This window comes from Arthrobacter sp. SLBN-53, assembly GCF_006715585.1.
GTDB lineage: Bacteria > Actinomycetota > Actinomycetes > Mycobacteriales > Mycobacteriaceae > Mycobacterium > Mycobacterium neoaurum_A.
The window spans coordinates 5,124,150-5,137,284 of record NZ_VFNN01000001.1 but is presented as its reverse complement, the minus strand read 5'-3'; the positions used below and the strand labels follow the sequence as shown (position 1 = coordinate 5,137,284).

The 13,135-nt window shown below is 67.9% G+C and carries 12 protein-coding genes; 1 reads left to right on the top strand and 11 read right to left on the bottom strand.

The features are described from left to right. Positions 1–23: 23 nt before the first annotated feature. Genes whiA through FBY28_RS24640 form a run of 7 tightly spaced genes read right to left on the bottom strand, consistent with a single transcriptional unit; the run spans position 24 to position 8,494 of the window. The gene (gene whiA / locus FBY28_RS24670; protein WP_019513460.1) at positions 24–1,007 is read right to left on the bottom strand and encodes a DNA-binding protein WhiA; all 984 of its coding nucleotides are present in this window, start codon (positions 1,005–1,007) and stop codon (positions 24–26) included. Continuing rightward, positions 998–2,068 (bottom strand): gluconeogenesis factor YvcK family protein, encoded by a 1,071-nt coding sequence (locus tag FBY28_RS24665; protein WP_141869785.1) that lies wholly within the window; start codon positions 2,066–2,068, stop codon positions 998–1,000. Before FBY28_RS24665 ends, whiA begins: the two co-directional genes overlap by 10 nt. Positions 2,069–2,078: 10 nt before the next feature. After that, positions 2,079–2,957 (bottom strand): RNase adapter RapZ, encoded by an 879-nt coding sequence (gene rapZ, locus FBY28_RS24660; RefSeq protein ID WP_141869784.1) that lies wholly within the window; start codon positions 2,955–2,957, stop codon positions 2,079–2,081. Positions 2,958–2,968: 11 nt separating this feature from the next. Continuing rightward, positions 2,969–5,164: an excinuclease ABC subunit UvrC gene (uvrC, locus tag FBY28_RS24655; protein WP_141869783.1), complete on the bottom strand. Its 2,196-nt coding sequence runs from the start codon at positions 5,162–5,164 to the stop codon at positions 2,969–2,971. A 9-nt stretch (positions 5,165–5,173) separates the two neighbouring features. Continuing rightward, entirely contained in the window at positions 5,174–6,457 is a 1,284-nt protein-coding gene (gene murD / locus FBY28_RS24650) for a UDP-N-acetylmuramoyl-L-alanine--D-glutamate ligase (protein ID WP_141869782.1), read from the bottom strand. Next, complete coding sequence (locus tag FBY28_RS24645; RefSeq protein ID WP_141869781.1) at positions 6,450–7,763, bottom strand: MurL-like N-terminal domain-containing; 1,314 nt, start codon at positions 7,761–7,763, stop codon at positions 6,450–6,452. Before FBY28_RS24645 ends, murD begins: the two co-directional genes overlap by 8 nt. Further along, positions 7,760–8,494 (bottom strand): hypothetical protein, encoded by a 735-nt coding sequence (locus tag FBY28_RS24640; protein ID WP_141869780.1) that lies wholly within the window; start codon positions 8,492–8,494, stop codon positions 7,760–7,762. Before FBY28_RS24640 ends, FBY28_RS24645 begins: the two co-directional genes overlap by 4 nt. Positions 8,495–8,539: 45 nt before the next feature. On the opposite strand from FBY28_RS24640, the gene FBY28_RS24635 reads away from it, so the two are divergent. Further along, positions 8,540–9,022, top strand: coding sequence for a GNAT family N-acetyltransferase (locus FBY28_RS24635; RefSeq protein ID WP_141869779.1), 483 nt, complete (start codon positions 8,540–8,542; stop codon positions 9,020–9,022). Here FBY28_RS24635 and FBY28_RS24630 read toward each other — a convergent pair. The 4 genes from FBY28_RS24630 to FBY28_RS24615 all read right to left on the bottom strand — a co-directional run bounded on the left by FBY28_RS24630 (position 8,997) and on the right by FBY28_RS24615 (position 13,090). After that, on the bottom strand, positions 8,997–9,479 hold the full coding sequence (locus FBY28_RS24630) for a PH domain-containing protein (RefSeq protein ID WP_141869778.1): 483 nt from the start codon (positions 9,477–9,479) through the stop codon (positions 8,997–8,999). The two genes, FBY28_RS24635 and FBY28_RS24630, sit on opposite strands and share 26 nt — an antisense overlap. Then, on the bottom strand, positions 9,476–9,955 hold the full coding sequence (ribH, locus tag FBY28_RS24625; RefSeq protein WP_019513469.1) for a 6,7-dimethyl-8-ribityllumazine synthase: 480 nt from the start codon (positions 9,953–9,955) through the stop codon (positions 9,476–9,478). The genes FBY28_RS24630 and ribH overlap by 4 nt, the downstream gene beginning before the upstream one ends. Continuing rightward, complete coding sequence (locus FBY28_RS24620) at positions 9,952–11,214, bottom strand: bifunctional 3,4-dihydroxy-2-butanone-4-phosphate synthase/GTP cyclohydrolase II (RefSeq protein ID WP_019513470.1); 1,263 nt, start codon at positions 11,212–11,214, stop codon at positions 9,952–9,954. The genes ribH and FBY28_RS24620 overlap by 4 nt, the downstream gene beginning before the upstream one ends. 181 nt (positions 11,215–11,395) lie before the next feature. After that, positions 11,396–13,090, bottom strand: a complete 1,695-nt coding sequence (locus FBY28_RS24615) for a VCBS domain-containing protein (RefSeq protein ID WP_160145527.1) — start codon at positions 13,088–13,090, stop codon at positions 11,396–11,398. Between the last annotated feature and the right edge of the window lie 45 nt (positions 13,091–13,135).

Sequence of the window (13,135 nt, the reverse complement as noted above, 5' to 3'; positions counted from 1 at the left end):
GGCACTCATGGGCCCAGGACAGGTCAGGCCTCGTCGAGAAGATCCGGTGTGACCGCGGACTCGGTATCGGGGATACCGTCCTGTTTCGCCTTCCGATCCGCCATCGACAACAGCCGCCGAATCCGGCCTGCCACGGCGTCTTTGGTCATCGGCGGCTCGGCAAGCCGGCCCAGTTCCTCCAGGGATGCCTGCCGGTGCTCCACCCGAAGCCGGCCGGCCTGGGCCAGGTGATCCGGCACGGTGTCCCCGAGGATGTCCAGCGCGCGCTCCACCCGAGCGGCGGCAGCGACGGCGGCCCTGGCCGAGCGGCGCAGGTTGGCATCATCGAAATTCGCCAGCCGGTTGGCGGTGGCCCGGACCTCACGGCGCATCCGCCGTTCCTCCCAGGTCAGCCTGGTGTCCTGCGCGCCCATCCTGGTGAGCAGGGCGCCGATAGCCTCTCCGTCGCGCACCACGACGCGGTCGCTGCCGCGCACCTCCCTGGCCTTTGCGCTGATCCCGAGACGACGGGCCGCGCCGACGAGAGCCAGGGCGGCCTCCGGGCCGGGGCAGCTGACTTCCAGCGCCGAGGAACGCCCCGGTTCCGTCAGTGAACCGTGGGCCAAAAACGCTCCGCGCCAAGCGGCTTCGGCATCGGCGACGCTGCCGCCGACCACCTGGGCCGGCAGCCCGCGCACCGGTCGGCCGCGCAGGTCCAGCAGCCCGGTCTGGCGGGCCAGGGCCTCCCCGTCCTTGGCCACCCGAACCACATACCGGGTGCTCTTGCGGATGCCGCTGGCCGACAGGACGTGGACCACGGCGTTGTAGCCGTACAGGTCGTAGATGTCCTTGCGCAGGCGGCGGGCGATGATGCCGAGATCCACCTCGGCCTCCACCACGACCCGGCCCGCCACGATGTGCAGGCCCCCCGCGAACCGCAGCAGCGCCGACACCTCGGCGCGGCGTGCGCTGACCGAGCTCACGACCAGACGACTCAGCTCGTCCTTGACCTCGGCCGTCATCGCCACGAGTCGTCCCCCCTTGGTGCGTTCATTGATCGCTGCCCGTGTTCTCCATGTCGCAGGTCGCCCGGCCGGACCGGCGCGGGGGTTGTCGGTTGCTCGCCGATGACGCCGGGCTGCGGTCCACGCACCCGCACACCTTCCAGCGCGGCGGCCAGCATCGACGGGTCATGTAACTGTGTACCAGGTCGGGAAACGTCGGCAAACTCTACTTGAGCACCCAAAAGTGCCGCGGTCCGCACCAGTTGCTCGCGCTCACGGTCGCTGGGCACCCGGCAGGAGTCGATGATGATCTCGTCGACACGGAAGCCCGGTGCGTGCTGGGCCAGGACATGGATGTGCCGCTCGGCGGAGAACCCGGCGGTCTCCCCCGGCTCGGCGGCCAGGTTGAGTACCAGCGCCCGCCGCGCGGTGGTGGCATTGAGCGCCGCGGCCAGTCCGGGAACCAGCACGTGCGGGATGACGCTGGTGAACCACGAGCCGGGGCCGAGCACCACCAGGTCGGCGGCCATGATGGCGTCCACGGCCTGTCTGGTCGCCGGCGGGTCGCCGGGCAGCAGCCGCACCCGGCGCACCTGCCCGACGGTGGTGGCGACCGCCACCTGTCCGCGGATCACCCGGAACATCCGCGGGTCGGATTCCAGGCCCGCCACGTCGGCCTCGATCTGCAGCGCCACGGGGCACATCGGCAGCACGCGACCCTTGAGGTCCAGGATGCGACCCAGCTCGTCGAGCGCGGCCACCGGATCGGCGAGTACCTCGCTCAGACCCGCGAGCAGCAGGTTTCCGATGGGGTGTCCGGCCAATGCGCCGCTACCGCCGAACCGGTGTTGGATGATCGTCGCCCACAGGCGGCCATGCGGGCTGTCGGAGGCCAACGCCGCCAACGCCATTCGCAGATCACCCGGCGGGATGACGTCCAGTTCGCTGCGTAGCCGGCCCGACGACCCGCCGTCGTCGGCGACGGTGACGACGGCGGTCACGTGCGGGCTGAGCCGTCTGGCAGCCGACAGCGTCGCATACAGACCGTGCCCTCCGCCGAGGGCGACGATGCGCGGTGAGCTCATGACGTGACTCTCACTCGCGTCCCAGGTCACGGTGCAGTGCCCGTACCGTCAAGTTCGCGTCACCCTCCTGCAGCAGCCCGGCGAGCGCTTCGGCGATCGCCACGCTGCGATGCTTGCCGCCGGTGCAACCGATGGCCACCGTCATGTAGCGCTTTCCCTCCCGGCGGTAACCGTCGATGACGACGCCAAGCAGTCGATGGTAGGTGTCCAGGAACTCGGCGGCCCCGTCCTGCCCGAGCACGAAATCCCGAACCGCCGGATGTTGGCCCGTGTGCGGTCGCAACTCGTCCACCCAGTGGGGGTTGGGCAGGAACCGGACGTCCATGACGGTATCGGCGTCCATCGGCAGGCCGTACTTGTAGCCGAAGGACTCGACGGTGACATTGGTCTCGGCGACCGCCTCACCCCCGAACGCGCGCTCGATGCTCTCGCGTAGCGCGGGTACCGCGAGCTTCGAGGTGTCGATCACCAGATCCGCGCTCGCCCGGACCGGGGCCAGCATCGTGCGCTCGGCGGCGATGCCCTCGGCAAGGGTCTGGTTGCCCTGCAACGGATGACTCCGGCGGTTCTGCTCGTACCGACGCACGAGGATGTCGTCGGCGGCCTCCATGAACAGCACACGCGGGGTGATCCCCCGGGTCGCCAATTCGTTGCGCACCGAGTCGAGGTCGCCGGTGAAACCACGCGAGCGGACATCCATCACCAGCGCGAGCTGGGTGATCCGCGACCCCGCGTCCAGCCCCAGATCGACCATCCGGGCGATCAGCTCCGGGGGCAGGTTGTCGGCGACATACCAGCCGAGATCCTCGAGCACCTTGGCGGCGGTGCCCCGGCCGGCACCGGACAATCCGGTGACCAGGACGACGTCGATTCCTGATTCTTCGCTCATGCCCTGGTTCGTCACCCCGTAGTTGTATCTGACGTAGTTGTATCTGACGTAGTTGTATCTGCCGTAGTTGTATCTGCCGTAGTCGTATCTGCCGTAGTCGTATCTGACGCGGTCTGCCCGGCCGGCGCGGCCGCGTCATATGCCGTCTCGTCACGATCATTGTTCACATCGGCTCCCGGTGGGTCCGAAACGACCGGGGCGTCACCGGCCAGCGCCGCAAGGACGGCCTCGGCCGTGGCCACCCCGATACCTGGTACCGCGGTGATCTCCGCGACACTCGCCGCCCGCAGCCGAGCCAACGAACCGAAGTGCGTCACCAGCGCCTTGCGACGGTGCTCCCCGAGTCCTCGCACCGAGTCCAGCGCCGAGGCCGTCATCCGCTTGGACCGCTTGCTGCGATGGAAGGTGATGGCGAACCGGTGCGCCTCATCGCGGATGCGCTGGAGCAGGTAGAGCCCCTCGCTGGTGCGCGGCATGATCACCGGATCGGGCTCGTTCGGGACCCAGACCTCCTCGAGCCGCTTGGCCAACCCGATCACCGCGACATCGGTGATCCCCAGATCGTCGAGGACGGCCTGGGCGGCATTGACCTGCGGCGCGCCACCGTCGACCACGAACAGGTTCGGCGGGTAGGCGAATCTGCGGGATTTACCTTCGGCCACCATCGGTTGTTCGATATCGGCGACGTGGCGGGCGAACCGGCGGCGGGTCACCTCGGCGATCGAGGCGACGTCATCGGATCTCCCGTCGCCGGCTGCCTCTCGGATGGCGTAGTGCCGGTAGTCGGATTTTCGCGGCAGGCCGTCCTCGAACACGACAAGCGACGCGACCACGTCGGTGCCCTGCACATGGCTGATATCGACACATTCGATGCGCAGCGGCGCGTCGGAGAGCTCCAAGAAGTCCTGAATGCTCTGCAGCGCAGCAGATCTCGCGTTGAAATCACCAGCGCGCTTGAGCTTGTGCTGGGCAAGCGCCTCCTTCGCGTTGCGGTGCACCGTCTCGGCGAGCGCCTTCTTGTCGCCGCGCACCGGGACCCGCAACCGGACCCGCGAGCCGCGCAGTTCGCTCAGCCAGGTGGTCAATTCTTCGGCGTTGTCCGGTAACACCGGCACCAGCACCTCGCGCGGCACCGGTGTGGTGGCCTCATCCGTGGACACGGTGCCGGCACCGCCGGCACCCAATTCGGCCTGGTCACCGTAGAACTGGGTGAGGAACTGCTCGACCAGGTACGCCTGTCCCGAGTTACCGGTCGCCGCAACACCGGTCGCCTCCGGCTCCGCAACACCGGTCGCCTCCGGCTCCGCAACACTGGTCGCCTCCGGCTCCGAAGCCTTCTCGAGCACCCACCCCCGCTGCCCCCGCACCCGACCGCCGCGCACGTGGAACACCTGCACAGCAGCTTCCAGCTCGTCGTCGGCGAAGGCCACCACATCGGCGTCGGTGCCGTCGCCGAACACGACGGTCTGTTTCTCCAGCGCCCGCCGGAGCGCCCCGATGTCATCACGCAATCTGGCCGCACGCTCGAAGTCCAGATCCTCTGCCGCGGAGTTCATCTGCTTTTCCAGATCACGCACCAACCGGTCGGTCTTACCGGCAAGGAAGTCGCAGAAGTCCTCGACGATCTTGCGGTGGGCGGCGGCGTCCACCTTGCCCACACACGGCGCCGAACACTTGTCGATGTACCCGAGCAGGCACGGCCGGTCGATTTGGCTGTGTCGTTTGAAGACCCCGCCCGAGCAGGTGCGGGCGGGGAACACCCGGGTCAACAGGTCCAGCGTCTCTCGGATCGCCCAGGCGTGCGCGTAGGGACCGAAGTAGCGGACACCCTTGCGGCGCGGGCCGCGGTAGACGAACAGCCGCGGATACTCCTCGTTGAGTGTGACCGCCAGCACCGGATAGGACTTGTCGTCGCGGTAGCGGATGTTGAACCGAGGATCGAACTCCTTGATCCAGTTGTACTCCAGCTGAAGCGCCTCGACCTCGGTGCTCACCACGGTCCACTCGACGCTGCCCGCAGTCGTGACCATCTGGCGCGTCCGCGGCGCCAGCGCCGACAGGTCGGCGAAGTAGGAGTTGAGGCGGCTGCGCAGGCTCTTGGCCTTGCCCACGTAGATCACCCGGCCGTGCGGGTCGCGGAACCGATAGACACCGGGTTCGACAGGAATCGAACCCGGCGCCGGGCGGTAGGTCGCGGGGTCTGGCACAGGTCCAGGTTAGAGGCTGTCGATGACAGCGCAGAATGCTGCGCCTTTGGCCTCGTAGTTGCGGTAGAGGTCGTAGCTGGCCGCCCCTGGTGACAGCAGCACGACGTCGATGCCGGGCAGTCCGGCGGCCACCTGCACCGCCTCCTGCAGGCCCTCGACCCGGTGGACGCGGTCAGGATGAGCCCCGGCGAAACCGGCCCCGATCAGTGCTCCGTTGGTGGGAGCCTGGATCAGGGTGACATCGCGGGTACCCGCACGCAGGAACTCATCGATCTGCCGGTAATCGAGCGATCTGTCCATCCCACCCACGATCAGCGCGATACGGCAGTCGGCAGGCATCGCCGACAATGCGGCCACCACACTCTCCCCGGTAGTGGCCAGCGTGTCGTCGATCCAGCGCCTGCCCGCCGCGGTACGCACCGTCTGCAGTCGGTGCGGCAGCCCGGTGAAGTTGGCTGCCGCGGAGTCGATCTCGGCTTCGGTCACCGGCCTGCCGAGGACCTCGGCGGCCGCAGCAGCGGCCAGCGCGGCATTGATCGCGTTGTGCGGGTACGCCAAAACCGAGTCACCCGCCGGTCGATACACATCCGTCGTCGACAGCTCGTGCACCGGCGGGAATTCCTCGACGCCGACGCCGCGCAGCGCGGACGTCACCCCGGCGGTGGTGATCAGAACCCTTGCGCCGCGGGCGAACACGGCAGCCTTGGCCGAGTAGTAGGACGCAATGTCGCCGTGCCAGTCCAGATGGTCCTGGTAGAGGTTGGTGATCACGGCCACCGCAGGTGAGGTGCTCAGTAGCGCGCATTGCTGGCTGGACAGCTCGGCCACCACCCATTGCCCGGCCGCCGGGGACAGATCCGAAAGCGGTGTGCCGATATTGCCGGCCGCGACTGCCTGCACACCGAGACCGGCCAGCAGGTGGGCCAGGAACGACGCCGTGGTGCTCTTGCCCTTGGTGCCGGTGACGCCGATGGTCTGGGCGCCGTGGCGGGTCATGTACCAGTCGGCCGCACTGGATACCGGCGGGCCGTTGTGCCGCATGTCCTGGAAGATCGGATGTTGCCATGGGACGCCGGGACTGACGAACACGATATCGGTGTCCCGCAGCGTGTTCGGCGCATCGGGACCGTAGTGGACGGTCAGCCGCTCGATATCCGGCGCGCTGCCGTCGATGGACCGGTCATCCACCGCGATGATGCGCTCGGCACCGTGGGCGGACGCCGTCCGGGCCATCGAGAGCCCTTCCTTGCCCAGCCCCCAGATACCGACGATGCGCCCGGAAAGCTCAATCATCGAGCAACATCGCATAACGGTCGGGCACGTGATGGCGCGCGGGTCCGGAGTCGTGGTCGACGGCGACCGCGGCGAGGGCATCGCGGTGGCGGCCGAACTCGACCACCAGCGGCAGATCCTGCCATTGCGGGTCGTCGAGCACCGCCAGCATCGCCTCGGCGGCCTCGTAGTACTCCCCCACGCATTCGAACGGTTTGTGCACCCCGATGCCGAGGATGTCGGCGAAACCCGCACTGTGGCCGGTGTCGTCGAACAGGTTGCGTCCGAAGATCCGCTCCAGCGTGGGCCGGCCCAGTCGCGGAGCCAGCAGCACGAAGACGAACTGACATTTCGGACAGACGCCGCACCAGGAGGTCGCCCGCTTGGCCGGGTCGAGTGCGAACAGTCGGTTACAGCTGGTGAACACGTCGAAATATTCGGCGCAGCGGGCGAAGCGGTCGGCGATCTCGGATTCGGACAAGCCGCGCAGCAGCGAGAAGTAACGGTCGGGCGCGAATCCGTGTCGCGTCAGGGTGTCGCGCAACAGTGTCTCGTAGGCCAGGCTCTTGGACCATTGGTGGTTGATATCGCGGCCCAGCCACTCGATGTTGCCGATGTTGGAGGAGCGCTCGTTGGACAGCACGACGGGCCCGAATCCGTTGGCCTGCGCGACGATCAGGCCGATCACACTGTTGATGGCCGTCACCGGCACATGGCCGTTGTGAGCACCGTTCGCGTTGGCCTCGATGAGCGCCCGATCGATGCGGCGCCGCACGTGCACGCTGCTCAGTCCGCTGACCTCGATGCACCGGTCGATGGGGTCATACCGGTTGACGCTGAACAGCATCGGGGTCACCCCGTGACCACGCAACGCCTCGATGCTGACGACCGAATCCTTGCCACCGCCGACCGGCACCAGCGGTGTGGCATCGGCGTCGAAGTCATCGGTGACCGGCACGTCAGCCGCCGGAGGCCCGTCGACCTGCGGGGTCAGCGCCGCGGGAAGGTCGTTTCGATACGCGAATTCCCCGAGCCCGCCCTCGATCAGGGTGCGCAGATAGTGCTTCTCGAACTCGTGCGTACCGAAGGCGATCTCGATCCGCGGGGGTGCGGCGGCCTTGTAGTAGCTCAGCGCACAGGTGAGGGCGAGCAGTCGGGCCAGCAGCGGATGCGGCTGGGCGCCGCCGAGGGTCTCGCCGAAGTCGATCACCTCGGCGAACGTCATCGGCTCCGGTCCGCGCAGGGTGTAGCCCAGCGAGAGCGTGCCCGCTGTGAACGAGTAGCCGTCGATCACCAACGCGTCGAAGGACTCCGGCCGGAACGTCATGCATTCACCTCGAATCGGCGATCGCCGATGGCGGTCACCGGATGGATTTCGAATCGCGGCGAGACAAACCACGCGGCGACGGCATTGCCGATATCGACCGGCTCGTCGGTGCGGGGCAGCTCATCGGCCAGCCCGGCCGCGATCAACAGATCGAGCACGTCGGCACCGGTCCCGACGCGGCCCCGCTCGGTGTCGAAGATCAGCGCACCGCACTGTGGCCGCCCGATCCGGTCCCCCTGCGCGTCGGCCACGTCGACAAATCCGGCGGCCGCCAGTTCCCGGCAGGCGAGATCATCGGCGGCCCGGCTGGTCGTGTCGACCGCGATCCGGCGCCATTGCGGCACCGGGCGGTAGGGCCGCACATCCAAAGCAACGGGTTCGTCGCGGTGGGGGTCGATCGTGGCGCCGGAGACCAGGAATTGGGTTCGTCCGTGGATCGGCACGACCAGCACTTCGGCGGCAAGCACGGCACCGGCGTCGGCCCGGGCGAGCAGATCGTCCAGGGTATCGGCCAAGGCGTCCTCGGCGGGGATATCGGTGCCGTAGAAGTCGGCCACCGCAGCCAGTCTGCGCCAGATCAACGCGGTCGCCGGTGGACGTCCGACGATCAGCGGTGCCGTCAGAGCGGGGTGCGAGCCCAGACCCGAGATCAGGGTCGGTGCGGTGACGAGCGGCACGCCGGCATCGGCGATACCGTCAGCCGAGGCTGATACGAAATCCAAGGTACTCATCGACTTGTCGATCCTACCCGAGCGTCTGACTGTGATACTGGAGCCATGGGCATGGGGCAGGCGCGCGTGACCCGGCTCACCGAGACGGACTGGCGCGCGTTCGCCGGTATGCGACTGCGGGCGCTCACCGATTCGTTGGGCGACCGTAGTCCGCACTATCGGCACGAGAGCACGTTCACCGCCGCGCAGTGGCGCCGCCGGCTACGCGCACACGCCCAGTTCGCGCTCGTCATCGACAACCGGGCGGTAGGCCTGATCGGTGCCCAGCGCCAGGGTCCGGAATCGGTGTACCTGTACTCGTTGTGGCTGGATCCGACGGCACGGGGCCGCGGGCTCGGTCGCACCCTGGTCGCCGGGGCGGTCGACTGGGCGCGCAGCCAGCGAGTGCACCGCGTCAACTTGCGCGTCCACCGCGACAACGCCCCGGCCTTGGCGGTCTACGACAGCCTCGGGTTCACCATGGTGGCCGGCGATGCCGACGCGGGTGATGACGCGCCAGAGGTCACGATGACGCTGACGGTGAATTGATCTCGTTCTGATAGCGGCGCATGAGCGTGCGCACCTGATCCATGGCCACCACCGCGCGCTCCTTGTCGACGGCCTGGATCGCCATCGCCGCGGTGTACTCGTCGTCGGCCAAGTCGATACGCGCCCAGCGCGCACCGGGCGGGAAGGACACGTCCACGACGTCGGGCCAGGCAATCAGTTTGTAGCCCAAGGCGTTACGCACGGCGATACCGGCGGGCCCGACGCGTAACCGTGGGCGCGCCAGGAGCAGCACACAGGATGCGATCACCAGACCCACCGCCGCGATGCCCACCTGATCGGCGGTACGGAACACCACACCGCTGGACCCGACCTTCAACAGGAATCCCACGGTGATGTGGGCCGCGGCGATCAGGAAGGCAGCGCCGTAGACGAAATACGGCGTCAGATGCGGTCGGACCTGCAGGTCCCAGTCCTGATGGTCGCTCGACCGGGTCATGACGCGAGGTCGCGCAGCACCAGCGCAGTCGACAGCGCCGCGGCGGCGGCCTGAGCACCCTTGTCCTCGGTCGACTGGGGCAGTCCGGCCCGGGCGAGCGCCTGCTGCTCGGTATTGGTGGTCAACACGCCGTTGGCCACCGGGGTGGACAGATCAAGCGACACCCGCGTGAGGCCCTGGGTCACCGCATCACAGACATAGTCGAAATGCGGTGTCTCGCCCCTGATCACGACGCCCAACGCGACGACGGCGTCGTACTTGGCAGCGAGGGCCTGCGCGACCACCGGAATCTCGATGGCGCCGTGCACCCGCACGACCGCCGGGTCGGTCACCCCGAGCTTGCCTGCGGCGCGCAGTGCACCGTCGAGCAACGCATCACAGATGGTGGCATGCCAGGTGCTCACCACGATGCCCAGCGACACCGTCGAGGCGTCCACATCCGGCAGGTCCGGGATGGCACCGGTATGCCCGCTCACAGCGCTCCACCGGGCTGAGCCTGGTCGTAATCCTCCAGACCGGTCAGGTCGTGGCCCATCCGGTCCCGCTTGGTCATCAGATAACGGATGTTCTCGGCGTTCGCCCGCACCGGCAGCGGCACCCGCTCGGTGATGTGCAGGCCGTACCCGTCCAGGCCCACCCGCTTGGCCGGATTGTTGGTCAACAAGCGCATCGACCGCACACCGAGGTCCACGAGGATCTGGGCACCGATGCCGTAGTCGCGAGCGTCGGCAGGCAGGCCGAGTTCCAGATTCGCGTCGACGGTATCGGCGCCGGCATCCTGCAACTGATAGGCCTGCAGCTTGTGCAGCAGGCCGATTCCGCGGCCTTCGTGCCCGCGCATGTACAGCACGATGCCGCGCCCTTCCTGCGCCACCATTGCCATCGCGGCGTCCAACTGGGGGCCGCAATCACAGCGCTGCGAGCCGAAAACGTCGCCGGTCAGGCACTCGGAGTGCACGCGGACCAGCACGTCGTGACCGTCGAATTCGGGCCCGGAGATGTCGCCGCGCACCAGCGCGACATGCTCGACATCCTCGTAGATGGAGGTGTAGCCGACCGCCCGGAACTCGCCATGGCGGGTGGGGATGCGGGCCTCGGCGACGCGTTCGATGTGCTTCTCGTGCTTGCGCCGCCATTCGATGAGGTCGGCGATGGAGATCAGCGCGAGCCCGTGATCGTCGGCGAAGACCCGCAGCTCGTCGGTCTGCGCCATCGAGCCTTCGTCCTTCTGGCTGACGATCTCGCAGATCGCGCCGGCGGGCTGCAGGCCTGCCAGCCTGGCCAGGTCGACGGCGGCCTCGGTGTGACCGGGACGGCGCAGCACGCCGCCGTCCTTGGCGCGCAGCGGCACCACGTGGCCGGGTTTGGTGAAGTCCTCGGCGACTGCCGTCGGATCGGCCAGCACACGCATCGTGGTGGCACGGTCGGAGGCCGAGATACCGGTTCCGACGTCCTTCTTGGCATCGACGGTCACGGTGTAGGCGGTGCCGTGCTTGTCCTGGTTGACCGCATACATCGGCAACAGGCCCAGCCGGTCGCAGATGGCGCCGTCGAGGGGCACACAGAGGTACCCGGAGGTGTAGCGCACCATGAAGGCCACGAGCTCGGGAGTGGCCTTCTCCGCGGCGAAGATCAGGTCGCCCTCGTTCTCGCGGTCTTCGTCATCGATGACCACGACCGCCTTACCCGCCGCGATGTCGGCTACCGCCCTTTCGACGGAATCCAGCCGTGTCATCGTCGCCTCGTCATCGCTGGCCGAAACATGTCTGTGCCACCTTCATCAGTTCGTCTGCGCCCATCCCGCGGCAGCAGCTGCGCAGGACGGACAGTTACACCAGTATGAACCACGGCCCCCCAGCAGTTATTGCCCGCCGGTCCCCAGCGGGATCGGCGGGCGACAACGCGAGGCCGCAGCCTCAGAACGTGTAGGTCACGCTCACACAGGACGGTGATCCGTCCGGGCAGACGTGGCCGTCGAAGTACCGCACCACGAAGGTCTCGCTCGGGTGGAACCTGCCGCATCTACCCGAGGTCGACGTGTAGTCCACCTGGAATGCGCCTGTCCGGGTGCGGTGCACCGAGACCGTGCCGCGAGGGTTGGCCTGGACAATGGTGAAAGTGATGTCGTCACCGTCGGGATCGGCCACCGTGGTGGTCCAGGAAGCGGTCTTGAGCAGGCCGAGCCGTCCGCTGCCGCCGACAGTGGATTGCACGGGCAGCCGATTGTGCGGGAGCAGATGAATGGGCACCACCACCAGGGTGCCGTCCTCGGCGGTGACGGTGAAATGGTCCAGCTTGTCGGCCGCGAGCGCCGTCGCCGCGGCCGCGGCATGCCCGATCGTGGTGTTCAGGGCGGTGGAGTAGGTGAACGTGCCGTCCTCGTTGACCGTCACCGTGCTGCCCTTGGCGGAGATGACGGTGTTGCCGGGTAATCCCCCGCCGTCGACCCGCACCGGGCGCCCGTCGGCCGCGATCGCGACGATACGCCCGCGGGTGGTCTGCACACCGGCGGTGTTGACCGCCGACTCGGTGATCTGTGCGCGGCCGGTGACGGGCGACATGTCGGCGAGCGGCGGGCACACCTCGACGGTTGCGACCGTGATGGAGCGTCCGAAGTCGTCGGTGCCGATGATGGTGAACGAGTCATCGGCGGTGATGCCGTGTCCCAGGCCGGGAGTGCGTGTGTAGACGTAGGAGCCGTCGACGTCGACCCGAGCGGCGCCCTTCTTGGGGGGCCGACCAAGGCTGAATCCGATGGGGCCGTTCGCGGCGGCGGCGATCGCGAGTCTTCCCCACTGGACATCGGGCGCCGTGCCGACGGTTTCGGCTTGCAATCGCAAATGTGCCAGTGGCCGCACCACGATATCGGCGGTGCCGCCGTGGGCGTCGATCGCGGTGACGACGAACCGGTCGGTGTCCAGGCCGGGGATGGCAGCGGTGGAGATGCGGGGAACGAACGTGAACTGTCCACTGACGGTGTCGAGTCGAACCAGCCCGCCCTTTTCCGAGTACGCGGATTCAGCGGTGGAGTCAGCGGGATTCGAGGAATTCTGCAGGCTGAAGGTGAGCTTGCCACCGTCCCACGCGGCACCTTCGATCCAGCCGGTCACCACCCCGCTCTCGGCGGGCAAGGACACGGTCGCCGCACCGGAGGGTGGCACGCCGGCAACGAGGATGCCCACGGTCACCTCGACATCGACGTGCCGTCCGTAGAGATCGGTGACGGTGACGGTGAACGTGTCGACCTGATCTGAGGGTTCCGCGCTGACCCGCGCGAACTGACGCGCCTGCACCGACGGCGTATAGGTGAAGTGACCCGACGTCGCACCGACCGACACCAACCCGCCCTTGGCGGTCGTGAACAGCGTGGGCCCGTAGCTGGTCGCACCATTGCCCTGGTCGACCGCGGTGACAGATCCGAAGATCGCCCCGGTCACCGGATGCGGGTTACCGACCTCCACCGTCGCTGTCGGTGGCTCGTTGGACCGTACGACAAACCCGGTGCTTATCACCTGCGATGTGACCCCGAGGTGAGGCACCGCGGTGATGCCGACGCCGTCGGACAGTCCCTTCGGCACATCGAAGATGCGGGGCAGATCGTCAATCGTCATGTGCGGGTTCCCTGGAGTGTGTCGAGTCGGAGTGTGGTGGAAGCA